21 protein-coding genes are annotated in these 24,711 nt (G+C 62.1%); 4 read left to right on the forward strand and 17 right to left on the reverse strand.

What is annotated here, in order from left to right:
• Nucleotides 1-197: 197 nt before the first annotated feature.
• The 4 genes from CIW50_RS08775 to CIW50_RS08790 all read right to left on the reverse strand — a co-directional run bounded on the left by CIW50_RS08775 (nt 198) and on the right by CIW50_RS08790 (nt 6,183).
• Nucleotides 198-1,208 carry a Vgb family protein gene (locus CIW50_RS08775; RefSeq protein WP_149530874.1) on the reverse strand — a complete coding sequence of 337 codons (1,011 nt, stop codon included), beginning with the start codon at nt 1,206-1,208 and terminating at the stop codon, nt 198-200.
• Nucleotides 1,209-1,453: 245 nt separating this feature from the next.
• Nucleotides 1,454-4,417, reverse strand: a complete 2,964-nt coding sequence (locus CIW50_RS08780) for a bifunctional [glutamine synthetase] adenylyltransferase/[glutamine synthetase]-adenylyl-L-tyrosine phosphorylase (protein WP_149530875.1) — start codon at nt 4,415-4,417, stop codon at nt 1,454-1,456.
• Nucleotides 4,414-5,874 carry a sensor histidine kinase gene (locus tag CIW50_RS08785; protein WP_149530876.1) on the reverse strand — a complete coding sequence of 487 codons (1,461 nt, stop codon included), beginning with the start codon at nt 5,872-5,874 and terminating at the stop codon, nt 4,414-4,416. The genes CIW50_RS08780 and CIW50_RS08785 overlap by 4 nt, the downstream gene beginning before the upstream one ends.
• Before the next feature lie 3 nt (nt 5,875-5,877).
• Nucleotides 5,878-6,183, reverse strand: a complete 306-nt coding sequence (locus CIW50_RS08790) for a hypothetical protein (protein WP_149530877.1) — start codon at nt 6,181-6,183, stop codon at nt 5,878-5,880.
• Between the two features lie 258 nt (nt 6,184-6,441).
• On the opposite strand from CIW50_RS08790, the gene CIW50_RS08795 reads away from it, so the two are divergent.
• Nucleotides 6,442-7,797, forward strand: a complete 1,356-nt coding sequence (locus CIW50_RS08795) for a putative hexosyltransferase (protein WP_149530878.1) — start codon at nt 6,442-6,444, stop codon at nt 7,795-7,797.
• Between the two features lie 94 nt (nt 7,798-7,891).
• On the opposite strand, the gene CIW50_RS08800 is transcribed toward CIW50_RS08795, so the two are convergent.
• The 4 genes from CIW50_RS08800 to CIW50_RS08815 all read right to left on the reverse strand — a co-directional run bounded on the left by CIW50_RS08800 (nt 7,892) and on the right by CIW50_RS08815 (nt 12,041).
• Nucleotides 7,892-8,572 (reverse strand): response regulator transcription factor, encoded by a 681-nt coding sequence (locus CIW50_RS08800; RefSeq protein ID WP_149530879.1) that lies wholly within the window; start codon nt 8,570-8,572, stop codon nt 7,892-7,894.
• A gap of 285 nt (nt 8,573-8,857) precedes the next feature.
• The gene (locus CIW50_RS08805) at nt 8,858-10,450 is read right to left on the reverse strand and encodes a Do family serine endopeptidase (RefSeq protein WP_149530880.1); all 1,593 of its coding nucleotides are present in this window, start codon (nt 10,448-10,450) and stop codon (nt 8,858-8,860) included.
• 189 nt (nt 10,451-10,639) lie between these two features.
• Nucleotides 10,640-11,035: a carboxymuconolactone decarboxylase family protein gene (locus CIW50_RS08810; RefSeq protein ID WP_149530881.1), complete on the reverse strand. Its 396-nt coding sequence runs from the start codon at nt 11,033-11,035 to the stop codon at nt 10,640-10,642.
• A gap of 37 nt (nt 11,036-11,072) precedes the next feature.
• The gene (locus CIW50_RS08815) at nt 11,073-12,041 is read right to left on the reverse strand and encodes a Bug family tripartite tricarboxylate transporter substrate binding protein (protein WP_197738356.1); all 969 of its coding nucleotides are present in this window, start codon (nt 12,039-12,041) and stop codon (nt 11,073-11,075) included.
• A gap of 147 nt (nt 12,042-12,188) precedes the next feature.
• On the opposite strand from CIW50_RS08815, the gene CIW50_RS08820 reads away from it, so the two are divergent.
• The gene (locus CIW50_RS08820; protein ID WP_172980272.1) at nt 12,189-13,088 is read left to right on the forward strand and encodes an amidohydrolase family protein; all 900 of its coding nucleotides are present in this window, start codon (nt 12,189-12,191) and stop codon (nt 13,086-13,088) included.
• A 7-nt stretch (nt 13,089-13,095) separates the two neighbouring features.
• Nucleotides 13,096-13,782, forward strand: coding sequence for a GntR family transcriptional regulator (locus CIW50_RS08825; RefSeq protein ID WP_149530883.1), 687 nt, complete (start codon nt 13,096-13,098; stop codon nt 13,780-13,782).
• Between the two features lie 150 nt (nt 13,783-13,932).
• Here CIW50_RS08825 and CIW50_RS08830 read toward each other — a convergent pair whose 3' ends face one another.
• The 9 genes from CIW50_RS08830 to ccmI all read right to left on the reverse strand — a co-directional run bounded on the left by CIW50_RS08830 (nt 13,933) and on the right by ccmI (nt 23,671).
• Complete coding sequence (locus tag CIW50_RS08830) at nt 13,933-15,072, reverse strand: helix-turn-helix transcriptional regulator (RefSeq protein WP_149530884.1); 1,140 nt, start codon at nt 15,070-15,072, stop codon at nt 13,933-13,935.
• A 75-nt stretch (nt 15,073-15,147) separates the two neighbouring features.
• Entirely contained in the window at nt 15,148-16,284 is a 1,137-nt protein-coding gene (locus CIW50_RS08835) for a helix-turn-helix transcriptional regulator (RefSeq protein WP_149530885.1), read from the reverse strand.
• Nucleotides 16,285-16,443: 159 nt separating this feature from the next.
• Nucleotides 16,444-16,989 (reverse strand): hypothetical protein, encoded by a 546-nt coding sequence (locus CIW50_RS08840; RefSeq protein WP_246664197.1) that lies wholly within the window; start codon nt 16,987-16,989, stop codon nt 16,444-16,446.
• Between the two features lie 110 nt (nt 16,990-17,099).
• Nucleotides 17,100-18,524: a YadA family autotransporter adhesin gene (locus CIW50_RS08845; protein WP_149530886.1), complete on the reverse strand. Its 1,425-nt coding sequence runs from the start codon at nt 18,522-18,524 to the stop codon at nt 17,100-17,102.
• A 431-nt stretch (nt 18,525-18,955) separates the two neighbouring features.
• Complete coding sequence (locus CIW50_RS08850; protein ID WP_149530887.1) at nt 18,956-19,285, reverse strand: hypothetical protein; 330 nt, start codon at nt 19,283-19,285, stop codon at nt 18,956-18,958.
• A gap of 225 nt (nt 19,286-19,510) precedes the next feature.
• Entirely contained in the window at nt 19,511-19,975 is a 465-nt protein-coding gene (locus CIW50_RS08855) for a cytochrome c-type biogenesis protein (protein WP_502707475.1), read from the reverse strand.
• A 37-nt stretch (nt 19,976-20,012) separates the two neighbouring features.
• Complete coding sequence (locus tag CIW50_RS08860; RefSeq protein ID WP_149530889.1) at nt 20,013-21,995, reverse strand: heme lyase CcmF/NrfE family subunit; 1,983 nt, start codon at nt 21,993-21,995, stop codon at nt 20,013-20,015.
• Complete coding sequence (ccmE, locus tag CIW50_RS08865; protein WP_149530890.1) at nt 21,992-22,486, reverse strand: cytochrome c maturation protein CcmE; 495 nt, start codon at nt 22,484-22,486, stop codon at nt 21,992-21,994. Before ccmE ends, CIW50_RS08860 begins: the two co-directional genes overlap by 4 nt.
• A gap of 63 nt (nt 22,487-22,549) precedes the next feature.
• Nucleotides 22,550-23,671 (reverse strand): c-type cytochrome biogenesis protein CcmI, encoded by a 1,122-nt coding sequence (ccmI, locus tag CIW50_RS08870; protein WP_149530891.1) that lies wholly within the window; start codon nt 23,669-23,671, stop codon nt 22,550-22,552.
• Nucleotides 23,672-24,044: 373 nt separating this feature from the next.
• Here ccmI and CIW50_RS08875 point away from each other — a divergent pair, with 373 nt between their 5' ends.
• Entirely contained in the window at nt 24,045-24,662 is a 618-nt protein-coding gene (locus CIW50_RS08875; protein WP_149530892.1) for a glutathione S-transferase family protein, read from the forward strand.
• Nucleotides 24,663-24,711 lie beyond the last annotated feature (49 nt).

The following is a 24,711-nucleotide window of genomic DNA, read 5'->3' on the forward strand; positions in this document are numbered from 1 at the left end:
CAATGCGGCGCGTCTAGATTCTATCTAATGCTTCACGCCTCTTCATACGTGGAACGCCGCATGCAACCAACTGCCGCGCCCTGCGATTTGACACAGGCGATAAATTCTGCCGGACTTTGTTTTACTCCGGAGCCCCGCAGATTATCAGATTGGATAGCAACACGCTCGCACGCCATCTCGGCGCGCAATTACGATCATCACTGGCGCTTTGACGTGATGCGAACGTGCCCCACCTGATTGGCCTGCGATGTAAACCAGACCACGCCATTCGGTCCTTTCGTCATACCGAAGGGTTGTGCGTTCTCCGTCTTGAGATCGAAGAACGAAACTTCACCCGCCGGCGTGATACGCCCGATCTTGTGAGACTTGAAAGCGGTGAACCAGACATTCCCGTCGGCTCCCGCGGCGATACCAATAGGGCGCGTTTCCGCTGGCAGTGGAAACTCCTTGATCTCGCCGCCTGTCGAAATTCTACCGATGTGATCAGAGCCGTTCATGGAAAACCAAAGATGACCATCCGGCCCGACCGTGATGTCACGCGGGCGCGACTTCGGATTGCCGAGCGGGAATTCGGAGATCTTTCCCGTCTTGACGTTGAGTCGTCCGATCTTCCCGGCCCCGCTTTCCGTGAACCACAAGTTCTGATCCGGACCTGTCACCACACCATAGGCTTCGGCATTCTCCGTCGGGATTGGGAACTCCGAAAATTCACCGGTCAGCGTAACGCGGCCGATTTTGTTCGCCGCCATTTCCGCAAACCAGATCTGGTCATCCGGGCCGACCGTAATGCCGCGCGGCCATGATCCCGTGTTGAGTTTCGTGGGAGTCGTCGCCTGCGAGGGGATCGCAAATGTCCCGTTGAATTCCCCTTTAATCGAAACCCGGCGAATGGCGTTCTCTTCGCGTGACGTGAACCAGAGATTGCCGTCAGGGCCAGACGTGATCCCCTGAGTAACTCCGACCTGCTCGCCCGGAACGCGAAAAGACGTCATCTCACCGTTTGGCGTAACCCGAAAAATCTGGTGTTTGATGACTTCCGTCACCCACAAATTTCCATCAGGACCGACGACAATCGCTTGCGGGCGCTGCCCCTCCCCGGGAAGCGACTTCTCAATCAGGGAGATGTCATCCGCCTTGGTCCCGTTCGGAGCAAATGCAGCGACCAAGGCAAAAGCAACGGTAGCGGCGCGGAAGCCTAAAACCTGCATGTCGACTCCATATCGGCTGTTTCATTTCAGTGCTGGTGCGTGATGGCATCGCCGACACTGCGACATTCAGGCGCAGGCACAGCAACATCTCAAGCCGCATGTCATCGGCAAACGAGATGCGGACCTACAGGACGTCAGGGTGCGGTCACAATGCGGCGGGTTTAGAATCTATCCAGCCGTTCACGCGAGATCATACACAGCCGGTCATACACAACTCGCGTCAATCCGCCGCGCGGGCCGCGCCTCTACGTCTGGCCTGCGACCACCGAGAGGAACACCTGGCGCACGTCAGCCTGCGTCTCGCGCACGCGTGCTTGCAGCGAAGAAAAGTCCGGCTCATTGCTCACCCGTGCGAGCATGCGCAACAGATCGGTGCCTGCCGTCTCCGGCTTGAACTTGTCGCTCACGCATAGCCGCAGCACCTGTGTGAGGTCGTGATAGAGCCGCACCGCCGGACGCAGCACATCGACAGCAGCCGGCGACAGAATGCCCAGCCGCGCCGCGTTCTCCAGCACCTGTTGTGTGCTGATGCTGAGAATCTCGGGCTTCTCTGCGGCATGTACCAGCTGCAGATATTGCGCGATGAATTCGATATCGACCATGCCACCCGCGGCATGTTTCAGGTCCCAGATATCGTCTTCGCCCTTTTCCTCAGCGATAGCCTGCCGCATCTCGGCAACGTCATTGGCGATGATCGTGGTCTCACGCGAGCGCGTCAGCACGTCGCGGATGACCCGTTCGATCTTTTCGCGGAATGCGGGCGTCGCCGAAATCACCCGCGCGCGCGTCAGCGCCATATGCTCCCAGGTCCAGGCCTCGGTCTCCTGATATTCAGCGAAGGAGTCGATGCGCGACGCCAGCGGGCCTGCGCGGCCCGACGGGCGCAGCCGCATATCGACCTCGTAAAGCACGCCATAGTTGGTGCGCGTGGTGAAGGCGCTGATCAGGCGCTGCGTCAGCCGCGCAAAATACTGCGCGCCGTGCAGCGGCCGCGGCCCGTCGGAATCCGGTGCGTCATGATCGAAGTCGTAAATCAAAATCAGATCGAGATCGGACGCCGCCGTCATCTCGCGGCTGCCAAGCTTGCCCATCGCCACGATTGCGGTCTGCTGGTCCTTGATGCGGCCGTGCTGAGCGACGAACTGATCGAGCACCAGCCCATGTAGCGTATGCGCAATCCCTTCGGCAACGTCGGCGAATGCAATCCCGGCTTGCTGCGCCGACACGGTGCCCGAGAGAATGCGTGTCCCGATCAGGAACAGGCTCTCCTGCCCGAACAGCCGAAGACGATCGAGAAACTCTTCGTAGGAATTGGCGTCTTCGAGGGTCGCCGCAAGGCGCATCGAGAGTTCGCGCTGATCCGGCATGGCGCCAAAGAACCGCGGATCGATCAGCCCATCCATGATTTGCGGCTGCCGCGCCAGCATGTCGCCGAGACGCGGCGCCGCGCCTAGCACCAGCGCCACCAGGGCAACGAGATCGCGATGCTGGCTGAGCAGCGAGATCAGCCGGCCGCCGCGCTGTAACGCCTGCAGAAACCGGTCGAACGCAACGACCGCAAGGTCCGGCTCTTCGGCGTCAGCCAGCCCGACGATCAGCGCTGGCACGAATTCCATGAATGCCTGCCGCGTACCCTCATATTTGAGCGCGCGATAGTCATCCGTCATCCAGTGCTGCACCGTTTCCGCCACCATGGCCGGCTTGCGGAAACCGAGCTTGGTGAAATGCTCGAGAAGCCGCTGGTCCGCTGCGCCTGCCTTGTAGTCGACAGCCGGAAGATGCGCGTCGTCGATCGGGTCGCCTTCAAACAGGCGGCCATAATGCCCCTGCACGCAATTGAGATGCGCCAGCAGATCGCGGGCAAAGGCCTCGCGGCCGTCATAGCCGAAGAAACGCGCAAAGCGCTCCATGGCGCCAACGTCATCGGGCAGCGAATGGGTCTGCTCGTCGGCAATCATCTGCAGCCGATGCTCAACACGTCGCAGGAAATCATAGGCGAGCGTCAGTTCGTCGCGCGCCTCAAAGGTGATCCAGTTACTGGCAGCGAGAATATTCAGCGCCTCCAGCGTCGGCCGCACGCGCAATTCCGGGTGGCGCCCGCCGGCAATCAGCTGCTGGGTCTGCGCGAAGAACTCGATCTCACGGATGCCGCCGCGCCCGACCTTGACATTATGCCCCTCGACGGAGATTTCATTCTGCCCGCGGAACGTCTGCATCTGCCGTTTCATGTCATGAACATCGGCTAGCGCGGCGAAATCCAGATGCTTGCGCCAGACGAAAGGCGCGATCTCGGCCAGCAGGGCCTCACCGGCCTTGAAGTCACCGGCGCAAGGCAACGCCTTGATCATCGCCGCCCGTTCCCACGTGCGGCCTTCGCGCTCATAGTAATGCAGCGCCGAGGCCGTGGACACCGCCACCGGGGTTGATGCCGGATCGGGCCGCAGCCGGAGATCGACGCGGAACACATAGCCGTCTCCGGTGCGCTGCTGCAGCAACCGCGACACACCCTGCGCGATGCGCACGAAAAATGAATTCGGCTCGATATCCTCGGCCAGCGTATGCGCCTCGAGATCGAAGAACACGATCAGGTCGATGTCGCTGGAATAGTTCAGCTCGCCGGCACCCATCTTGCCCATGGCCAGCACGATCAGGCCGCTGCCCTGCTCCGGATGATCGGGATCCGGCGGTAGAATGCGCTTGCGTGCCGCGTCCTGACGCAGCAGATAACGCACCGTCGTCTGAACTGAGGACACAGCGAGATCGGTCAGCGCCCGCGTGACGCGCATCACCGGCCAAACGCCGCCGATGTCGCACAGCGCAATCAACAAGGCCGCTTCGGATTTCATGCGTCGCAGGAGATGCATGACATCGGGATCGCCCCCAGCGGCAGCGACATTCGCCGAGGTCTCAGTGATCAGAGTGGCGAGATGCTGTTGAGGATCGCAATGCAGCAGCCGCAATGCACGTGCGGCATCGGCACGGATCAGATCGAACAGATAGGGCGACGCCTCAGCAATGCCGAGCAGGATCGCCCTGGCATGCGGAAGTTGGTCGGTAATCGCGCGAAATGCGGCGGCATCGTCCGGCACAAGACCGGCGAGCCATTCGCCGAAGCGCTGCTCGGCATCGGCGGGGGCGAACAGCTGCGGTCCGCTGACGAATTGCGCGGCCAGCGGGAGCTGGCCCTCGCCTGTTGCGGCTGAGGTCATGCCGACTTCTGTGGCACATTCCCCGTTTGACCCGCAAGGCCTTCGGCTGCCGCCGTGGGTAGCGCCAGCGTGACCCGCAATCCCGGATGATTGTCGTCAAGCTGCAATTCACCGCCATGCAGCTTGGCTACGGCAGATGCCAGGCTAAGGCCAAGGCCGGACCCCGGCAGAGTACGGCTTGCTTCCAGCCGCACGAAGCGCTCCACCGCATGTTTCCGGTCGGCTTCCGGGATGCCGGAACCATGATCGGACACGCTGAGCAGTACCTGCTCGCCCTCGCGCCGCGCCTCGATAACGAGGTCCCTGGCAGCCGCAGCTTCAACGCCATCGGTGTTCTCGTCCACGCCCCCTGGCTTGCCATATTTGATGGCGTTTTCGACGAGATTGGCGAGCGCTTGGCTGATCAGTTCGCGATTGCCGTGCAGCGGTGCGGCCGTGGTCCTGACGGTCAGCGTGAGATCGCTGTCTTCGGCCAGCGGCTCATAGAGCTCGTGGATACCCTGGGCGACCTCCGCGGCATCGAAATTGTCCATATTGCCGCGCGCCTGCCCTGATTCCGCACGTGCGATCATCAGTAGCGCATTGAAGGTCCGGATTAGGCCATCTGATTCTTCGATGGTGCGTTCCAGCGCCGCGCGATATTCGGCCTCGTTGCTGGATCGCGCCAGCGCCTCTTCCGCGCGATTGCGAAGCCGCGTGAGCGGCGTCTTGAGATCATGAGCGATATTGTCCGAAACTTCCTTCAGTCCCGTCATCAGCGCTTCAATGCGCTCCAGCATGGCATTGAGATTTTCCGCGAGACGGTCGAGTTCGTCGCCGCTGCGTCCGACCGGCAGACGGCCCGACAGATCACCCGCCATGATGCGCTGGGTAGTGCCGGTCATCGCGTCGATCCGTCGCAGCACGCGGCTCGCAACGAAGATGCCGCCGCCAAGTCCAAGGACAACGACGATCAACACCGACCACTTGGCGGCATCGCCGACGATATCGAACAGGCGCCGGCGCTCTTCGAGATCATGCCCGATCAACAGCCGGAAGCCGCTGCTCAATTGCGTCACCTTGACCAGCGCGCGATGGTTGGACGAGTCAGGATCGTCGAGCCGGCGATAGACGGTCTCGGACCAGCCCGTAGTCGCCATCACGCCAGGCGCCAGTGAGGACACGTTGCCGGCGATGGATTGCCCCGCTGGCGTCGTGATCAGATAGAGGTTGGCGCCAGGCCGCAGCGCCCGGTTCTCAATCGCAAAAACGATGCCGCGCAGGCCACGCCGCGCAAACAGGTCGCTCAGCTCGGTCATTTCGCTATCGACTGTAGTCGTGATCTGGTCGTTGATCAGCCGGTGCGTATTCCAGGCGAAATAGACCAGCAGCGATGCCGCAAACAGCGCGAACAGTAGCAGATAGGCCAGCGTCAGCCGGAAGGCCGTCGTGCGAAACAGTTTACCGATAGCCGTCACGGGTCACGCTCGGGACGTACGGAAATGGAAGGTTCTGGAATTCATCCCCTGTTCTAGCAGGCGCAAGCTGTAACAAACAGGGTGGGAATATGAGATGTTGGTAATGTCGCCGCGCTGCAGGAATTTTATCTTCAAACCAGTTTCATTCCGGAAGGCCGGCTTTCGCAGGCCCTCCGATGCCGGCACGAAGTCCTGCGGTCGCCGCACCGCGAATGGTGTGCAGCAGCGGGTTGCTTGCGGATCGAAGTGAGAATCCCAGACTTTTTCCAGCAGCACCTTTATTGGAATCACGTTCCAGGTGAATGTCACGACCGTCGTGAGGCAGTCTCGCACGCGGCTATAATTTTTCCGGCGACCCGATCGAGGACGAAAATGTTGGAATCACAGGTAAACGTGCCTAACCTCCTCAGTCATAGGCGAAGAGGATGAGCTGCGTGGATCTTGCTAAAATCCAGTCGAAGGCCGACGACAAACAGAACGACATCAGTACTCCATCGATCGTCTTGATCCTGCCAAATGCTGCTGTCGGGCAGAAAACGAAGTAGCTTGAAGGAGGAGCCGAGGCTGATGCAGATGCTTGCTCGACGGTCGGACAGCCGGGGGCGGCTTTCTGTTTCCTTGATCGCGATCGGGTGCGTCCTTTTGGGCCTCCTGCTCCGCTTCCTCGCTCGGGAGCATGCCACTACCGACACCATTCTATACCACGTCCCCTGGTATATATTCGCGCGCGACCACGGTGTCGGTGGGCTTGGCGAAGCCTTCACCAACTACACACCGTTCTACAGTTATCTGTTGTTGATCATGGCGCAATTCGATGGGCTGGGCCAGCCTCTCACTCTGGTCAAGGTGATGTCGTTCGTATTCGAGTTCGGCAATGCGATCGTGGTGGCTCTGATCGTGTGGTGGGCGAATAAGGCACCATCGCGCGCGTGCATTGCCTTTTGTTGTGTCTGGCTCGCGCCGACAGTGATCTTCAACGGCGCTCTGTGGGGACAGGCCGACTCGGTCTGGACATTCTTCACGCTCGTTTCGATAGCGGCGTTCATGCAGCATCGGAACGGCATTTTGCCATTCGCAGTCGCGGTCGCGGTGAAAGCCCAAGGCGTATTCCTGGGGCCGTTTGTCCTGGGCATGATGTTGCGTGACAAGATTCACTGGACATGGCTGGCCGCCGTCCCCGTGGTCTACGCAGCTCTCGCTATTCCTGTTGTTGTCGCCGGCAGATCCATCGCCTCGGTGTTCAGCATCTACATCGAGCAGGCTGACGTGTTCCACCGCCTCACCATGAACGCCGCAAATATCTGGGTGTTCGCAGGGAGTGTTCCCTACCAGATGGGTGTCGCCATTGGGCTCGTATTGGCGGTGCTCGGCGGGCTGGCACTGGCAGCCTTGCTCGCGCGGTCCAGGCGAGAAGGGCCAGAGTTTATATTGCTCGTCGCATGCGCATCTCTGATGATCATGCCCTACCTGCTGCCGAAGATGCACGATCGTTACTTCTTTGCGTTCGAGGTGGCATCCATCGGGCTCGCCTGTCTCAATGCGCGTTACCTGCCGTTCCCGGCGATCGCTCAAGTCTCTGGCGTGCTGTCCTATCTCGGATTCGAACGCGAGATCGTGATGGGCCTGCTACCCGCGGCGCTGTGCAACACGTTGCTGGCCATATACTTGGTGCTCGACCTTTGGCATGATGAGAGCGGCTTCCACTTTCCGAAACTTGCGTGGCTCGGCTACGCCGCATCGACGGCAGGACTGTTCGCCTACCTGCTGCTGGCAGATGCAGGGGAGAACATGTCTCTCACCTACCTGCTCTTCACGGGTCTCGTCGTGGGCACGGCCCTGATGGTCATTAAAGGCTCGCGCTGCGCCTCGGTTCCCGAACGGTCAGTCGCCGGGTCAGCTCCCGGGCACCCGCCCGTCAATTGAGATCAATCACTTTCGCAGTCCAGGGCCATTGACGCGATGATGATCGGCAATGACCGCGTAAGGCGTCAATCTTCTGACGGAACCGAGATTTGGCTCACTTCATGCCGTCGCGGACCATATAGCCGGCGCCGCGAATCGTGTGCAGCAGCGGACGCTCGAAACCCTTGTCGATCTTCGAGCGCAGGCGCGAGATATGGACATCGATCACATTGGTCTGCGGATCGAAATGATAGTCCCAGACGTTTTCCAGCAGCATGGTGCGAGTGACCACCTGCCCGGCATGTTTCATGAGATATTCGAGCAGCCGGAATTCGCGGGGCTGCAAGATCAGTTCCTGGCCACCGCGCGTCACGCCATGCGACAGCCGGTCAAGTTCGAGATCACCGACGCGATAGGTCGTCTCTTCGGCGGGACCGCCCTGACGGCGCGACAGCACTTCGACGCGCGCGAGCAGCTCGGCGAATGAATAGGGTTTCGGCAGATAATCGTCGCCGCCGGCGCGCAGGCCCTTGATGCGATCGTCGACCTGGCCCAGCGCCGACAGGATCAGCGCTGGCGTCCGATTACCCTTGTCACGCAGGCCGCCGATGACAGAGAGGCCGTCGCGCTTCGGCAACATGCGGTCGACCACCAGCACATCGTAGTCCCCGGATTCGGCAAGCGCGAAACCTTCCTCGCCATCGCTGGCGTGATCCGCGACATGACCGACCTCACGGAAAGCCTTGACCAGATAGTCGGCGGATTCGCGGTCGTCTTCGATGATGAGCAGACGCATCTGGGGATCGGATTCGCTGTGAATACTGTGTGTCTCGGTCACCATGGCGCGCACTCGGCCTTCATGCAAGGTGGTGGGTTGCCCCTTGCTTACGAGAGAAACGAGAAAATAGGCGGTGAAGCTGGGGGAAACTTCACCGCCCATTGGCCTTTCGACGGAAGGGGGCTGTTTTCCATCGAAAGGAAGCAGTGGGAGCGAGTTTGTGGCTCGCCCCCTGGAAAGGGCCGTCAGCGGGGGCGACTATGCCGGCGACACTCTCCGTTCATGTGCGGTGATCAGCCGTTATCAGCTCTTGGCGAGGGGAACGGCGACGAACTTCGAGGAGCCGTTCGAGCGAACCCTGATCAGCACGCTGTTCTTGTTGTCGTTATGCGCGGCGACAATCGCCTCGCGCACATCACCGGGATTGGTCACGCTCTTGCCGGCAACTTCGAGAATGACGTCGCCTTCCTTAAAGCCACGCTCGGCAGCGGCGCTCTTCGGATCGACACCGGTTACAACGACACCGTCCTTGCCGGCACCGGCGACACTGCTCGCGGGCGAGACCGTGAGGCCCAGCCGAGGCACGTCGGAGCCACGCGACGACGATCCCTTGTCACCGCTATCGACATCGGCCTTCGCCTCTATCGTGTTCGGCAACTGGCCAAGCGTCATGGACAGAACCTTGTCCTCACCCTTGTGCAGCACGTTGATCTTCACCGTATTGCCCGGTGCGAAACCGCCAATGGTACGGGCGAGTTCGCGTGCATCCTTGACCGGTGTACCATTCACCGCGGTGATGACGTCACCCGACTTGATGCCAGCCTTGGCTGCCGGACCATCGGACTGCGGCTCGGCGACAAGCGCGCCTTCCGCCTTCTTCAGGCCGAGCGAGTCTGCGATATCCTGGGTCACCGGCTGGATTTGAACGCCGATCCAACCACGCGAAACCGAGCCCTTGTCCTTGAGCTGCGCGACAACCGTCTTCACGGTCGAGGCCGGGATCGAGAACGCGATGCCGACACTGCCGCCCGAGGGCGAATAGATCGCGGTGTTGACGCCCATCACTTCGCCCGACGTATCGAAAGCCGGACCACCCGAATTGCCCTTGTTCACGGGCGCATCGATCTGGATGAAATCATCATACGGACCGCTGCCGATGTCGCGGCCGGAAGCCGACACGATGCCCGCGGTCACGGTGCCGCCGAGGCCGAACGGATTGCCGACCGCCAGCACCCAGTCGCCGATCCGCGGCTTGCCATCGGCAAGCTTGGCGAACGGAAAATCAGTGCGGCCTTCGACCTTGATCAGCGCCAGATCGGTACGTGGATCAGTGCCGATCACCTTGGCGGAGTAAGTCTTGCCGTCGTCGGTGGAGACTTCGACCTTATCGGCGCCATCGACCACGTGATTGTTGGTCACGGCGAAACCGTCAGCCGAGATGAAGAAGCCCGAGCCTTGGCCGCTCACAATGCCACGGCCACCGCGCGGACCACCGCGCATGCCCGGCGGCAGACCGTCCTGGCCGAAACGCTTGAAGAAGCGCTCCATTGGAGAACCTGGCTGGAACGGCGATTCGCCGTTGTTGTCGTCATCCTTCGATGCAACCTTCTCCTTCATGTTGACCTTGACCGAGATCACCGATGGCTTCACGCGCTCGACGATATCGGCGAAGCCGACCGGCTGCGCCGCCTGCGACTTGACCTGCTTGTCAACCTGCGCATGGGCCGTGGTGGTGAAGATATCGACCGGGCCATTGGAGGGCGACAGGCCATAAGCGGCCACGCCAAGGCCGGCAACCACCGATGCCATCAGCGCGAATTTGCGCGCAGAGAACAGCGAACGGCGGGGTGCCTTGTAAGACGGCAATTCGGAAAAATCGGTGGGGCGGTCGGACATCGAGAAAATCTCCAGAGCAACGGCGCGGGGGGCAAAGCGCCTTGTGTGATGTGAAGATGGATGTTTCCACCTTACCGCGGGCTGGCAGGGGAATTAAGGTTTTGTAATCTGGGGAAATGTTGCTGTGGCGGGGTGACGCAGGACGAAGGAGACCAGCCTCCGCCCCACTCCCCGCGAATCCCACTGGAACTAACCGGTAGTTTTGCCCGATGCATCCGGGAACAGGCCTGCCAGAATTTCACCGGCCATATTGAAGGCGGCGACACCGCGGAACAGTGCCGCAATTCCTGCGCTCGCATGCAACTCTTCCAGAGTGGCGCCGACCTTGATCGCAGCCTTGGCGTGATTGGCTGCTGCCTCCGACGTTTGCACGAGGAGAATGGCAAAAGACATCAGCTGCACGGTCTTCTGGTCCAGCGCATCCGGCGTCAATGCCGCAATCCGCCAGTCTTCCAGCGCCGTGACCAGAGCGGGATCGACGCGCATGCCAAGTTCAAGCCGCTTCGCGATCTTGGGCGGCGTGAACCCGATCATGGTCTCGTAGCGGGATTTCAATTCGTCGAGATCAGCGATATTTTTCGTCATATGACTCTCGTTTTTAGATCGATCATGGCACTAGCTCCTACTCGACCTTGGCACCTGCTGTCTTGACCACCTGGCCCCATTTCTCGGACTCAGCCCGCAAGAACGAAGCGAAGGCGTCGCCTGACAATGCGCCGGGCTCGGCACCCACATCAGCCAACCGCTTCACCACGTCGGGATCCTTCAGCACCTTCGTCACGCTATCGATCAGGATCTTCATCACCTCCGGCGGCATCTTCGCCGGCGCGACAAGGCCAAACCACGACGAGGCCTCAAAATTCGCAACGCCCGCCTCAGCCATGGTCGGCAATTCCGGGAACAGTGGCGAGCGCGTTGCACCCGCAACGGCGATGGCACGGATGGTGCCGCCCTGAACCTGCGGACGGACAGCCGGCATATTGTCGAACATCATCGGGATCTGGCCAGCGATCAGGTCGTTCATCCCCGGCGCCGCCCCGCGATAGGGCACATGGACAATATCGATGCCGGCGCGCGCCTTCAGCAACTCGCCCGCAAGATGATTGGTTGACCCCAAGCCGGACGATCCGAAGTTGAGCTTGCCCGGCGACGCCTTGGCGAGCGCGATCAGCTCGGCCACCGTCGTCGCCTTCACACCGGGATTGACGGCGAGCACGATCGGTACCGACGCGATCAGCGCCACCGGCGTGAAATCCTGCGCGGGATTGAACGACAGCTGCGTATAGAGCGACTGGTTGACGGCGAGCGGCCCCGGCGCGGCCAGGAGCAGCGTGTAGCCATCGGCGGGCGCGCGTGCGACAGCATCGGCGCCAATATTGCCGCCGCCGCCGGCGCGATTGTCGATCACCACCGGCTGTCCCCAGAGCTCCTGCAGCTTGTTGCCGAGCAGCCGTGCGACCACATCGTTCGATCCACCGGCCGGAAACGGCACCACGATCTTGATGCCGCGATCCGGAAATCCGGCATGCGCCGCATGGCTGACCAGCGAAACCATGACCAGAGCCATCAGCGCAGAAACCATGTGCCGCATGCGATCCTCCAAATAATCGATTTTTCTTGCTTCGTCGATTTTATGTTGGCACTAGCCGGGACTGCCGTCAAATCGGCTTATTGCCGTCCTCTATTTTCAACGATCAAAGACCGCTTAAAAAACTGCCTATTTAGAGGAATTGCCACGATGAGTTCTCATGCGCCTGGCGCCCCGCTGAAGCCCTGCCCCGGTCCGGACCGCCATCCGAAACGGCCGGCATTCGCCATGCCATCAGGCGCCTGCGACACCCACGTCCACGTCTTCGGTCCGCAGGCGGAATTTCCGTTCAGTAAACAACGCAGCTACACGCCCGAAGACTGCACCTATGACGACCTGATGCATCTCCATGAAACGCTCGAGATCGACCGCGCCGTGATCGTGCACGGCGGAGCTCATGGCACCGATAATCGCGCGACTCTCGCGGCCCTCGACCTCAATCCGAGACGCCTGCGCGGGATCGCCGTGATTCCGTCGGGCCTCCCGCAACAGGAGCTCGAAGGCATGCACCTGCGCGGCATGCGCGGATGCCGGATGTCCACCGTGGTCAGCGGCGGCGCATCATTTGCGCATCTGGCGGGCCTCGCGGACGAGACTTTCGATTTCGGCTGGCATCTCGTGCTGCATTTCAACAGAGCGAGCGAATTAGTCGATGTCGCGCCACAACTAATGCAGGTCCGCAGTCCGTTCGTGCTGGATCACCTCGCCCGGATCAGCGCTGCGGAAGGCGTCGACTCCGAACCGTTCCGAACCTTGCTGCGATTGCTTGACACCGACCGCTGCTGGATCAAGCTCGCCAGCCTGTATCGCCTCTCTGCAGAAGCCTATCCGCATCGCGACATGCTGCCGATGATCGCGCGCGTGGTCGATGCGCGTCCCGACCGCATTCTCTGGGGCAGCAACTGGCCACATCCGATCTGCCCGGTCGCGATGCCGAACGATGGCGACCTCGTCGATCTCATCCCGCTCTGGCTGCCCGACACGCGATCGCAGCAGTTGGCGCTGGTGGACAATCCGGCTTCGCTCTACGGTTTCGAGAGCATCGAGTGAATCATCCATGAGCAACGCACGCACCATCACAGCCGGCCCCATCCCGACCACATTGTCCAGCACGTTGGTCGCCCGCTTGCGCGACTCGATCATGCGCGGCGAGCTGCTGCCCGGCAGCAAGCTCAATCTCGACCGTCTGCGCACGGCCTTCGGCGTCAGCCTCAGCCCGCTGCGCGAAGCACTGTGTCGTCTGGAGAATGACGGCCTCGTCGCGCTGATCGACCAGCGCGGCTATCGCGTCACACCGGTCTCTGCGAGCAATCTCGCCGAGATCATCCGGCTGCGCGTCGAACTCGAAGGCCTCGCCGTCAAGGAAGCCATCGAACACGGCGATATAGCCTGGGAAGGACGCGTGCTCGGCTCGCTGCATCAGCTCAGCCGCTGCAAACGCGGTTCACGCTCGGCCGCTGAACAGGAAGCCTGGGAGATCGCACATCGCGCCTTCCATGCCGAACTGATCTCGGCATGCCAGATGCCGTTGCTGCGGCAGTTCTGCGCGACGCTGCACGACCAGAGCGATCGCTATCGCCGCATTTTCCTGAAGAAGCATCAGCCGGATCGCGACGTGCCGGCAGAACACACGGCGTTGGCCCATGCGATGATCGAGCGGCGCAGCCGCGATGCAACACGGATCCTGCGGGAGCACATTGAACGCACCGGCCGCAACGTCCAGGCGATGTTGCCGACTGAATAGACGCCGGCCGCGGCAACAGCGCGGGGGCAAGGCGCCTTGTGGATCTGAAGATGGATGTTTCCACCTTACGGCGGGCTGGCAGGGGAATTAAGGTTTGTAATATGGCGGGAACAGGGTGTGGCCGAAGGTTGCAGGTCCGGCGGCCGGCTTTCACCCGGCGGCAGGGGAGGACTCGACTCCAGCGATCAACTTGACCAGTTCGCTCTGTCGGCTGGTCCCGGTCTTGCGGAAGAGATTGTGAAGGTGGGTCTTCACCGTCGCCTGTGAAAGCCCCAGCAGCTCCGCCAGCGCGTGCACGCCGCTGACCTTCATAACCGCATCGAGCACGCGGACCTCGCTCGCGGTGAGCTTGTAGAGGTTTGCCAGCGCCTCCAGCGGTAACGGACTGGCCGGCGATGTCTTGCGGGCAAACACGGCTGCGACTGCGGAATAAAGCGAGCCGGTCCGCTGCCGATCGCCCGACGTCAGCGGCAGCACATGGGCGAACCAGCGTTGATTTGGCAAGGTCGATAACGGGATCGCCACGCCGCGAGTGTCGATCGACAGATCGCCGTTTTCCGCAGCGGCGAACATATCGCGCAGCGTGCGCTGGGCTTCCGGCTCGACGGCGACCAGTGCTCCTCTCCTGTCGCGCAGGAACTCTCCTTCGTCGAGCATGGCGCGCCCAGGCTCGTTGGCGAACACGATCCGGCCGTTCGTCCCCACCAGCACCACGGCGGCTTCGACATTATCGAGGGTTTCGGTCAGTACCGCGTGCGTCTTCTTGCTCTGATCGAATAACCGGCCGATCGAGACCGCGCGCTGAAAATGTGGCACGAGCAGTTCCAGCCGGCGCCTTGCTTCAGCGTCGGCAAGGCCGTCCCTTTCAGTCAGACGAATACTAACCATCGAAGAACTTGTCGCACTCTTTTCCAGATTTGAGCTAACGGCATCGACGATGCCCTGCGGCTGGAGCCACTCGGTGTAGAAGCGGGACTCGTGCAATTCTGCGAACGGCATGACATCCGGCGATGTGTACACCACGCCAGCATCGAAGAAAGTCGCTGCCGGAAACAGCGGATTCATCGGGAAATACTTGCCGAAATACAATTGCGTATAGTGCGGGTCCTCATTGAACAAATGGAGCACCGCGGAGCGTTCAGTGGCGGCGTCGTGCCAAAACAGCGCCGCCGAAGAGCCTCCGACGAACGCACTGGCGCGCTCCAGCGCTTGCGTCCACAAGGTCGGATCAAGCGCGGCGTCGTAGATATCGCCGATCAGTGTTGAAAGCGTCGAGGCTTCGGAAGTCATGACTTAACTCGTATCATCTCGAGCGTCCATTCGGTAGCATTCTGCTTCACCGCACCTGTCGCTCACCAGCGCCGATCAATCGATCGCGGGCGGCTCGAATCCGGCCATTAGCTTCACGAGTTCGCTCTGTCGGCTGGTGCCGGTCTTTCGAAAGACATTGTGCAGATGGGTCTTCACGGTGGCTCGTGACAGCCCCAGCAGTTCCGCCAGCGCCTTCACGCTGCTCACCTTCATGATGCCATCGACCACCCGGACTTCACTGGCGGTGAGCGCATAGAGCTTCGCCACCGCTTCCAACGGCGGCGGTCTGGCCGGCGACGTCCTGCGCACAAACACTGCGGCAGTGGCGGAATAGATCGCGGCAGTGCGCTGCCGGTCACCTGACGTCAGCGGCAGCACATGCGCAAACCAGCGCTGATGCGACGAACTCGATAAAGGAACCGCCACGCCACGAGCGTCGATCGACAGATCGCCGTTTTCCGCGGCGGCGAACATATCGCGCAGCGTGCGCTGGGCTTCCGGCTTGACGGCAACCAGCGCTCCTCTCCTGTCGCGCAGTAACTCTCCTTCGTTCAACATGGCGCGCCCCGGCTCGTTAGCGAACACGATCCGGCCGTTTGTTCCTACCAGCAAGACGGCGGCTTCGACGTTGTCGAGGGTTTCGGTCAGTACCGCCTGCGTCTTCTTGCTTTGATCGAACAGCCGACCTATCGAAATCGCGCGCTGAAAATGCGGCACGAGCAAAGCCACGCGGCCTCTGGCGTCGGCATCGGCGGTCCCTTGGGTTTCGTCCCTCCGGATATTGAGTACGGACGAACTCGTCGTCCCCTTTTCCAGATTGACGCAGACGACATCGACGATCCCCTGCGGCTCGACCCATTCCTTGTGAAAGCGCGTTTCGGCGAGTTCGGCTTCCGGAACAATGTCGGTTGGCGTGTAGACCAATCCGGACTCGACGAAGGTCGCGGCCGGAAATACCGGGTTCATCGGCATGTATTTCTCGAAATAGAGCCGCGTGTAGTTGGGGTCGTCGTTAAACAGGTGCACCGCGGCTGACCGCTCGCTCGCGACGTCATGCCAATAGAGCACTGCCGAAGAGCCGCCAACGAACGCGCAGGAGTGTTCGAGCGCGCGATCCCACAGGGACGGGTCGAGCGCAGCGTCATAGATGATGCCGATCACTTTGGACAGCGTTACGTTGTCGGATGTCACAGACCGTTCACACTCACCTTGCAGACGCACACGATGCCATCCGTCGCGATAGTCTAGTCGTGCGTGATGATAGCATGCAACAGGCAGCGCTCGACGCTTGATACTGCGCGCATTTTGCAGGGAGCCATGCGGGAATAAAAAGAAAGACGACCGTGAGTATTATTTTGGCGCGGCCGCCGGCACTGCGCTCTTGGCTGCCGAAACAGTGGGCGATTGCTTCGGAGGAGTGATCGATGATTGTGCTGGAGAGGGGCTGGGCGCGGCCGGCGCCGCCTGCCCGATCGAAACCGAGATGCCGAACAGTCGCCATTGCCCGTTCACTGGTGCAAAAGCGAGTTCGAAATTGACTTGCGAAGGCACCGATGGAAATAGCCCGGCCATGCGCATCAAACCGTTTGGTTCGATCTGCGGCATCACGGTGAGTTGAGGATCGATCGCCGCCACGCCGGACAGGTCGAGATTGTCGGTACGCTGCTTGGCAAAAATTTCAGCCAGTCGTGCGGCCGTGTTGCTCTGGAAACCAGGCGCACCGAGGTCGCGCAGCACAGTGTAGTTGCCGGTCTTGTTGGCCTGATCGAGCGCAAGCAGCGACGAGCGGATGAGAATGAGGACGCCGTTGCGGTCGATCTGCGCCGGCTTCGGCGTCGCTTCAGGGTGCGCCGGTTTGGAGGTCTGCCCCTGTGCGAAAGAAAGCGGGCTTGCCATCAGGATCGCGACGATGGCGCCGCGCAGCCAACGCCGCGACGCATGAGAGCTCGTTACGCGATGCTGACGCGCTCGCCGCAACAGGTTGCGCCGCGTGATCCCGAGAGTCTTCAAAACTCGCCGCCGAGACCGACATAGGCGGTGTGCTCGACCCCGCCGCCGTTGCCGTAGCCGCCAACCACGCTGAGCGGAACCGCGGTGTTGAGACGGTGCGCGAAACCGAATCCGAACCCGCCTTCGCCGTGGAACACCGAGCCGCGCATTTGCCATGTCGTCTTGCCCGGCGCCGAAGGCATCGGCGCGCTTGAGCTCGCAACGGCGGCGGCGATACCGCGGCGCGCCTCTGTGCGGTTGTCAAGTATCTGGGACTGCAACCCGGAAATCTGCGACTGGAAGCCCGACGTCAGACCGGAGAGTTGGCTCATGTTGACCGCATCGGTCGGATTGATACCCGCCGCGACATTGGTCAGCCGCCGTTCATTACCGCCCGTGCCGAATGACACCGTGTTGGCGAGCGTTGCTACCGAGCCAGATCCGATCGCAACCGAATTGGCCGCCAACGCCTGGGAATTGGGCCCGAGCGCCGTCGCCAGCACGCCTGTCGCGACGGCCCCATCGCCGAAAGCCGCACCGCCGTTGGCGGCCGACGCAGACGCGCCAACGGCAACCGAACCCGTGGCAACCGCGCCGTTACCGATCGCGATGGCGTTGACACCCGTGGCTGCCGAATTCTGGCCCACCGCCACCGCACCTGCCGCAGTCGCCTGAGCGGTGGAGCCGAGTGCCGTCGCGCCCACTGCGCTGGCCACACTCCCTTGGCCGACCGCGGTAGCGCTATCGGCGCTCGCAGTGCTGTTCAGTCCGTAAGCGCTCGCGGCGGTTCCGCTCGCCGCGCTGGCGTTGCCGGTGGCAGTGCTGAAGTTGCCGGTCGCCTTGCTCGACGAACCAGTCGCCGTGCTGCCGCTGCCGCTCGCCGTGCTGTCTTGTCCGTAGGCGCTCGCGTGGGCACCGGTCGCGGTGCTGCCAACGCCACTTGCCGTGCTGTTGTCGCCGGTTGCCGTTGCTCCGCTGCCAAGCGCGGTGGCGTTCGCCGCATTGGCTATTGCTTGATAACCCAAGGCCGTTGCGTTGGTTTGACCCGCGCCACTGGAGCCGGCCTGCGAATCGACGCCGATCGCCGTCGTCCCGGCATTCCGAAACACGGAGCTAATGAAACTATCTCCGGCTGCGGCTCTCGCGCCATAGGCCGTACTGTTGGTACCGGTCGCGTTGCTGGTGGTTCCAGTCGCCGTGGCAAAGTCACCGCTCGCCGTGCTCAGGTAGCCCGTCGCCGTACTACGGGTGCCGGTCGCGTGGGCTGAAGAGCCTGTCGCCGTGCTGGAATCGCCGGTCGCGGTGCTGGAATCGCCGGTCGCGGTGCTGCTTGGGCCGGTCGCCGTGGCGTTGTTACCGGTCGCCGTGGCGTTGCCGCCCGTCGCCGTGCTGGCGTCGCCGATCGCCGTGCCTATACCGTTGGCATTCGCATGGTGCCACAGGCAACACTACCGGCGCTCCCCGCAGTGGCCCCCGCAGCACTGCCGCTGCCCGCCGCGCCGCAGACGAATTGCGCGGCGGCGGGCACCGGAGCGAGCGCCATGGCAGACAGGGCGATCGACACAAAGAGCTGCGCAGCGATCAATCCGCTTCGCAATGCTCGTCCTTTCAGCAGCGCTTGAGCGACCGACGGTTTGTGTCGGCGGCTGAATCCGAATGGCATTTGCGCGTCCCTGTTTCTATCGACTGCGGCAGAAACTGCGGGAAACGAACCCACGGCACATCAACCGTTCGGTTGAACTCTGGACGGTATCAGTTTCCAGCCACTCATTTTCTGCGACCTGTTGCCAAAATGCATCCGGCCGAACGCAACACACGCCCGCTCCCTCTCGAGCGACCAATACAACCCGCGGATCGATCACATCGATATCGGTTAGTTGACTTCCAGGTTAGCTTGCACCTGCAGATGGGCAGCAGCTTTTGCAACATTAGCCCGGAGCATGCTGGGTTGCAGCGTAATGTCGATCTCATCTGCCGGCGTGGCATCCGGCGCGATCGGTTGCGAACGCATCAGCAAAACCGGCTGCCAAAAAAAGCGCATCGCTTCGACTTGCGCGTCGAACAGGTTGATACCGATGTCGTCAAGGAACTCGTCTGCGCTCGCAATATCAGCGCGCAGTTGCGCTCTGAAATGGATGCGTCGCAGCCAAATCGCCGGGACTCGGAATATAGCGGGGATTAGCGGGTTTGCAGGTTTCGACATGTTGCCTCATTGAGCCAAACGGAATCCCAGACCAGGTACGACGCGTGTCCGAACGCGCATGCTCATGAGAGCAACGCGTATCCGAGGGCGAGAGACATGAACGAAAAAGACCGACGGCGCATCGGCCATCGGGTTGAGCCGTCATTGCATAATCACGCACCGCGCGATGCGATGGTGTGCGATCAATATGCGTGTGTGGCTAATCGCGCGAGAACCGAATGATGACTAGCTCGTCTTCTCCGATGACGCATCGCCGGAGATCAATGCTTGCAGGCGTGCTTCTTCCTCAGCGCTCAGGCTGGGCGCGGCGCCGTCGAACGCCGCAGCTTTCCTGCGCTGGCGATGGTTGAACAACAGCGCAACGCCGCCGCCGATCAGCACCAGCGGCGTCAGCAGCCACAGCAGCAGTGTGTGCAGGTTGAGCCGCGGTTTCAGCAGCACGAATTCGCCATAGCGCGCCACCAGGAAATCCAGCACCTGTTTGTCGCTTTCGCCGGTGGCGATGCGCTCGCGCACCAAGAGGCGCAGGTCGCGCGCCAGCGGCGCATCGGAATCGTCGATGGACTGGTTCTGACAGACCATGCAGCGCAGCTCCTTCGACAGGTTGCGCGCGCGGCCCTCCTGGGCCGGGTCCTTCATGATCTCGTCGGGCTGCACCGCATGCGCGAGCGGCGCGGCGAGCAAGAACATGACGGCGATGAGGCTTGCGACAATGCGTGTCACGCCGTCACTCCGCCGGCTGCAGTGCGCGCGATGCCTTGGCCGGCTTCGGCGCGCCGACGCGCAGCCGCCGGTCGGATAGTGACAGCAGCCCGCCAAAGGCCATCAGCACCGGTCCCCACCAGATCATCAGCACCAGCGGCTTGTGATACATTCGCACGGCAACCCCGCCGCCGGCGGTCTCCTCGCCGAGCGAGATATAAAGCTGGCTGGCGCCGCGCGAGAGCAGCGCGGCTTCCGTGGTGGAGGACTGCCGCGCCGCGAAGTTGCGCTTCGACGGCGTCATCTCGCCGATCTCGTCACCACCGCGCGTCACCTTGAAACGCGCGAGGCTCTCACGAAAATTCGGCCCCTGCCGCTGCGTCACATCCTTGAGCGTGAGCTCATAGCCGGCAAGCTTCGCCACATCGTTCGGCTGCATGGTGCCGATATATTCGGTATTCCAGGTGCTCTCGCAGACGATGCCGATCAAGGCCACGCCGATGCCGGCATGGGCAAAGGCCGTGCCCCAGGCCGCACGCGGCAATCCGCGCGCGCGCCGGAACGCGACGCCAAACGGCAAGCGGAACAGCATGGTGCGCTCAGCGATATCGACGATCGATCCGGCAATCACGAATACGCCGAGTCCGATCGCCAGCGGCGCTAGCGCTGCACCGCCTGTGGTCCATGCCCAGACCAGCGCCACCGCCAGCAGCGCGGCAATGCCGGCAGCCATCAGCCGCTGCGTGACGCCTTTGAGATCGCCGCGTTTCCACGCCAGCAAAGGACCGAACGGCATCGCCAGCAGCAGCGGCACGAATAGCGGGCCGAATGTGAGGTTGAAGAACGGCGCACCGACAGAAATTTTCTCGCCGGTCAGCATTTCCAGCGCCAGCGGATACAGCGTGCCGATGAACACCGTGGCGCAGGCCGTGGTGAGGAACAGATTGTTCAGCACCAGCGCGCCTTCGCGCGAAATCGGCGCGAACAGCCCACCCTGCTTCAGCGACGACGCACGCCACATGTAAAGCGTCAGACTGCCGCCGATGAACAGGCACAGGATCAGCAGGATGAACACGCCGCGCGTCGGGTCAGTCGCGAATGCATGAACCGAGGTGAGCACGCCGGAGCGCACCAGGAATGTACCAAGCAGCGACAACGAGAAGGTCAGGATCGCGAGAAGTATGGTCCATACCTTCAGCGCGTTGCGCTTTTCCATCACCACAGCCGAATGCAACAGCGCGGTGCCGGACAGCCACGGCATCAACGATGCGTTCTCGACGGGATCCCAGAACCACCAGCCGCCCCAGCCGAGTTCGTAATAGGCCCAATAGGAGCCCATCGCGATGCCGAGCGTCAGGAAGATCCACGCCACTAGTGTCCACGGCCGCACCCAGCGTGCCCAGGCGGCATCGATGCGGCCTTCGATCAGCGCGGCGACGGCGAAGGAGAATGCGATGGAGAATCCGACATAGCCGAGATAGAGCATCGGCGGATGCACCGCGAGGCCGATATCCTGCAGCACCGGATTTAGATCGCGGCCTTCGAGTGGCGGCTGCGCCAGGCGCAGGAACGGATTCGAGGTCATCAGGATGAACAGATAGAACGCCGCAGCGATCCAGCCCTGAACTGCCAGCACATGTGCACGCAGCGACAGCGGCAGATTGTTGCCGAAGGCTGCGACGAGGCCACCGAACAGTGCGAGGATCGACACCCACAACAGCATCGAGCCTTCGTGGTTTCCCCATACGCCGGTGATCTTGTAGAGCAGCGGCTTCATCGAATGCGAATTCTCGAACACGTTGGCGACCGAGAAATCCGACGTGACGTAGAGCGTCGTCAGAGCGAGAAACGACAGCCCCGCAAACAGCAGCTGCACCAGTGCCGTGGAGCGCGCGACATTCATCAATGCAGGATCGCGCAGGCGCGCACCGATGATCGGCACGGTCGACTGGATCAACGCCAGAGCCAGCGCCAGAACGAGTGCGTAGTGTCCGGCTTCAGCGATCATTGTGTCAGGCTCGGTTTGGCCTGCGATGCGCCTTGCGACATCACCGGCTTGCCGTCGGATCCTTCCTGCCACCGCCCCTGCTTCTTGAGGGCGTCAGCGACTTCCTTCGGCATGTAATTCTCGTCGTGCTTCGCTAGCACTGTGTCGGCCTTGAATACACCCGACGCATCCATCGCGCCTTCGGCGACGACGCCCTGCCCCTCACGGAACAGATCCGGCAGGATGCCTTTGTAGTTCACCGGCAGCGTCGCGCCGCCGTCCGAGACCTTGAAGCTGACCGCCAGATTGTCGCCGCGCACCAGCGACCCCTGCTCAACCATGCCGCCCAGACGAAACCGTTTGCCGACAGGGATCTGCTTTTCGGCCACCATCTGCGGCGTCGAGAAAAACACGATGGAATCGCGCAGCGCATTCAGCACAAGCCCCGCCGCGATGGCGAGCACCACCAATGCTCCACCGATCATCGTCAATCGTCGCTGCTTGCGCGTCATGCTTCACCTTCAAGACGCATGATGCTGTCCGAAAACCGCTTCACATTTTTCGGCATCATGCGTTTACCCATCCAGCCCGGAGTCTTTCAGGCCATCGTTCAGCTTGCGCAGCCGTTCGGCATCAGTGCCGACCGCCTCCCGTGCATCCGCCAGCGCGCTCTTTGCCTTGTCGCGCTCACCGAGCACCATATAGGCACGCACCAGCCGCAGCCATCCCTCGACGTCGCTGCCATCCTGCTTGAGCCGCGTGGCGAGCCGGTCGACCATGCCCTGCACCATCGCATTGCGGTCGCCCGCATTCATGCCCTGGACCGATGCGATCGTACCTTGCGACAGCGCCGGCAGGTTCGGCCCCGATGTGGGGGCGTTGCCGCCGCCGACGCGCGCCAAAGCCGCCGTGACCACCGGACGCCATGGCGCATCCGCAGGCCCCTTCGCCAGCATATCGCGCCAGATCGCTGCGGCGTCGCTGCCGCGTCCATCCTGCTCCGCGGCAAGCCCGAGGAAGTAGCGCGCCTTGGCCTCACCGGCATCGAGCGCGACAGCACGTTCGAATTCGGCCTTGGCGTCGGCCGTAATCACACCATTGGCGGCCATCGCCATCGCTTCGCCGAGATCGGCGCGGCGCGCGGCCGTATCGCCGGCATAGGTAATCGCATTGCGGAACGCGCGCACCGCGTCGTCGGTGCGGCCGATCTTCGCCAGCACCGGCGCCAGCACTGTCCAGCCACGGCCGTCGGTCGGGTTTTTCTCGAGATGCTGCTCGACCTGTGCAACGAGATTGTTCAGCGGCTGGGTGGGACTGGGCGACTGATTGCGCGCGGCGAGCGGAAAGTCCGGCATGGCCGGCGAGCCGAGCGGCAGATAGAAGCCAATGGCCAGTAGCGGCAGGCCGATCAGCGCCAGCAGCGACACCGCGCGGCGAAAACCGGGGCTGCTGCCGACTGACGCAGTCCCCTCGGCATCGACGGCTGCCAGCAGCCGGCGGCTGATCTCGACACGCGCCGCCTCGGCCTCGGTCGGCCCGATCAGGCCGGCGGCAGTGTCACGGGTGATTTCGGCGAGCTGATCCCGGTAGACGCTGGCCTCGGTGCCCCCGGCATCGGAGCGGGTCCGGCCAAGCGGCCACAACACCGCGAAAATCGCCGCGGCGGTCATGAGCGCGAACACAAACCATAAGGCCATCAATGGGTTCCGGCGTAATCTTGAGTCGATCTAAACGACGTCATTGCCGGGTTACACCATGGCCACCGACGACGCGCAATTGACTTTTATGCCATCGCGACGTCCAGACGCTTGTTCTGGATCAAGGATTACGGCGGCTGCGAGCCCGCTTTCCGAGTAACGCCCCTCCGCGACGTGGGTGCCCTCCGGGAAGACCCATCGACGCGATTGACGAAACCGCTATCGGGCCTGTCGCGCGCCGACAAAGGCCGCGGTTATTTCATCCGGCGCAATGATGAAGTGCGCACAGCGTGCATTCTCGCGCGCCGGATCATGAAGCAACTTGGATTTGCGGAACGGGAATGAACCCGCCCACGAATTCAGGATCACCATCATGAAGCTTTATCACCATCCACTGTCCGGCCACTCTCATCGCGCGCATCTGTTCGCTTCGCTGCTTGGCCTGCCCCACGAACTCATCGAGGTTGACCTGAAGTCGGGCGCACACAAGACGCCGGATTTCCTTGCGCTCAATCCGTTCGGTCAGGTGCCGGTCCTTGATGACAGCGGCACCGTTGTCTCCGACTCGAACGCCATACTCGTTTATCTCGCCAAGACATCCGGCCGAACCGAGTGGCTGCCCGATGACGCGAAGGGAAGCGCGGCCATCCAGCGCTGGCTGTCTGTCGCTGCCGGCCAACTGGCCTATGGTCCTGCCGCTGCACGGCTGATCACCGTTTTCGGCAGGAGCTTCAATCCAGCGGAAGTCATCGAGCGCGCGCACGCCTTGTTGGCACTCGTCGAAGCGCATCTCGCCGATCGCGACTGGCTTGTCGGCAATGGTCCGACCATCGCGCATGTGGCGCTCTACAGCTACATCGCAAGCGCGCCGGAAGGAAATGTTGATCTGTCCGGCTATCCCAACGTGAACGCCTTCTTGCGCCGCATCGAAGCGCTGCCCGGCTTTGTGCCTTTCGCCAAGACACCCGTCGGCCTCGCCGCTGCGGCTTAACTGCGTGTGTCGGGCGTATCCAGGCATACGCCCGACACCGCCAACGAGG

The organism is Tardiphaga sp. P9-11 (genome assembly GCF_008329525.1).
In the GTDB taxonomy this organism is placed as follows: Bacteria; Pseudomonadota; Alphaproteobacteria; order Rhizobiales; family Xanthobacteraceae; genus Tardiphaga.

Coding starts and splice junctions, on each gene's coding strand:
- CIW50_RS08805 (WP_149530880.1), bottom strand. CDS start 10,450: ATGTCCGACCGCCCCACCGATTTTTCCGAATTGCCGTCTTACAAGGCA.
- ccmI (WP_149530891.1), bottom strand. CDS start 23,671: ATGGCCTTATGGTTTGTGTTCGCGCTCATGACCGCCGCGGCGATTTTC.
- CIW50_RS08775 (WP_149530874.1), bottom strand. CDS start 1,208: ATGCAGGTTTTAGGCTTCCGCGCCGCTACCGTTGCTTTTGCCTTGGTC.
- CIW50_RS08795 (WP_149530878.1), top strand. CDS start 6,442: ATGCAGATGCTTGCTCGACGGTCGGACAGCCGGGGGCGGCTTTCTGTT.
- CIW50_RS08780 (WP_149530875.1), bottom strand. CDS start 4,417: ATGACCTCAGCCGCAACAGGCGAGGGCCAGCTCCCGCTGGCCGCGCAA.
- CIW50_RS08810 (WP_149530881.1), bottom strand. CDS start 11,035: ATGACGAAAAATATCGCTGATCTCGACGAATTGAAATCCCGCTACGAG.
- CIW50_RS08875 (WP_149530892.1), top strand. CDS start 24,045: ATGAAGCTTTATCACCATCCACTGTCCGGCCACTCTCATCGCGCGCAT.
- CIW50_RS08820 (WP_172980272.1), top strand. CDS start 12,189: ATGAGTTCTCATGCGCCTGGCGCCCCGCTGAAGCCCTGCCCCGGTCCG.
- CIW50_RS08825 (WP_149530883.1), top strand. CDS start 13,096: ATGAGCAACGCACGCACCATCACAGCCGGCCCCATCCCGACCACATTG.
- CIW50_RS08850 (WP_149530887.1), bottom strand. CDS start 19,285: ATGTCGAAACCTGCAAACCCGCTAATCCCCGCTATATTCCGAGTCCCG.
- CIW50_RS08830 (WP_149530884.1), bottom strand. CDS start 15,072: ATGACTTCCGAAGCCTCGACGCTTTCAACACTGATCGGCGATATCTAC.
- CIW50_RS08840 (WP_246664197.1), bottom strand. CDS start 16,989: ATGGCAAGCCCGCTTTCTTTCGCACAGGGGCAGACCTCCAAACCGGCG.
- CIW50_RS08855 (WP_502707475.1), bottom strand. CDS start 19,975: ATGTTCTTGCTCGCCGCGCCGCTCGCGCATGCGGTGCAGCCCGACGAG.
- CIW50_RS08800 (WP_149530879.1), bottom strand. CDS start 8,572: ATGCGTCTGCTCATCATCGAAGACGACCGCGAATCCGCCGACTATCTG.
- ccmE (WP_149530890.1), bottom strand. CDS start 22,486: ATGACGCGCAAGCAGCGACGATTGACGATGATCGGTGGAGCATTGGTG.
- CIW50_RS08815 (WP_197738356.1), bottom strand. CDS start 12,041: ATGCGGCACATGGTTTCTGCGCTGATGGCTCTGGTCATGGTTTCGCTG.
- CIW50_RS08860 (WP_149530889.1), bottom strand. CDS start 21,995: ATGATCGCTGAAGCCGGACACTACGCACTCGTTCTGGCGCTGGCTCTG.